The following is a 1,209-nucleotide window of genomic DNA, read 5'->3' on the forward strand; positions in this document are numbered from 1 at the left end:
ACTCTGAGCTGGGGGTGGCCGCAGAGACCAGCGAGAAGCGACTGTTTACTAAAAACACAGGTCCGTGCGAAGCCGTAAGGCGATGTATACGGACTGACGCCTGCCCGGTGCTGGAACGTTAAGGGGACCGGTTAGTGACCTTTCGGGGTTGCGAAGCTGAGAACTTAAGCGCCAGTAAACGGCGGTGGTAACTATAACCATCCTAAGGTAGCGAAATTCCTTGTCGGGTAAGTTCCGACCTGCACGAATGGCGTAACGACTTCTCGACTGTCTCAACCATAGGCCCGGTGAAATTGCACTACGAGTAAAGATGCTCGTTTCGCGCAGCAGGACGGAAAGACCCCGGGACCTTTACTACAGTTTGATATTGGTGTTCGGTTCGGCTTGTGTAGGATAGGTGGGAGACTTTGAAGCAGCCACGCCAGTGGTTGTGGAGTCGCCGTTGAAATACCACTCTGGTCGTGCTGGATGTCTAACCTCGGTCCGTGATCCGGATCAGGGACAGTGTCTGATGGGTAGTTTAACTGGGGCGGTTGCCTCCCAAAGGGTAACGGAGGCGCCCAAAGGTTCCCTCAGCCTGGTTGGCAATCAGGTGTTGAGTGTAAGTGCACAAGGGAGCTTGACTGTGAGACCGACGGGTCGAGCAGGGACGAAAGTCGGGACTAGTGATCCGGCGGTGGCTTGTGGAAGCGCCGTCGCTCAACGGATAAAAGGTACCCCGGGGATAACAGGCTGATCTTCCCCAAGAGTCCATATCGACGGGATGGTTTGGCACCTCGATGTCGGCTCGTCGCATCCTGGGGCTGGAGTCGGTCCCAAGGGTTGGGCTGTTCGCCCATTAAAGCGGTACGCGAGCTGGGTTTAGAACGTCGTGAGACAGTTCGGTCCCTATCCGCTGTGCGCGTAGGAATATTGAGAAGGGCTGTCCCTAGTACGAGAGGACCGGGACGGACGAACCTCTGGTGTGCCAGTTGTCCTGCCAAGGGCATGGCTGGTTGGCTACGTTCGGGAGGGATAACCGCTGAAAGCATCTAAGCGGGAAGCCTGCTTCAAGATGAGTATTCCCACCTCCTTGAGAGGGTAAGGCTCCCAGTAGACGACTGGGTTGATAGGCCAGATGTGGAAGCCCGGTAACGGGTGGAGCTGACTGGTACTAATAGGCCGAGGGCTTGTCCTCAGTTGCTCGCGTCCACTGTGTTAGTTCTGAAG

The 1,209-nt window shown here is 56.2% G+C and carries 1 rRNA gene (only partly in view); it reads left to right on the forward strand.

The features are described 5' to 3' along the window. Positions 1-1,177 (forward strand): 23S ribosomal RNA (locus tag AC067U_RS36820) (it extends 2,029 nt beyond the left edge of the window). Positions 1,178-1,209: the final 32 nt, after the last annotated feature.

The sequence above is a fragment of the Streptomyces sp. NPDC043853 genome (genome assembly GCF_056436025.1).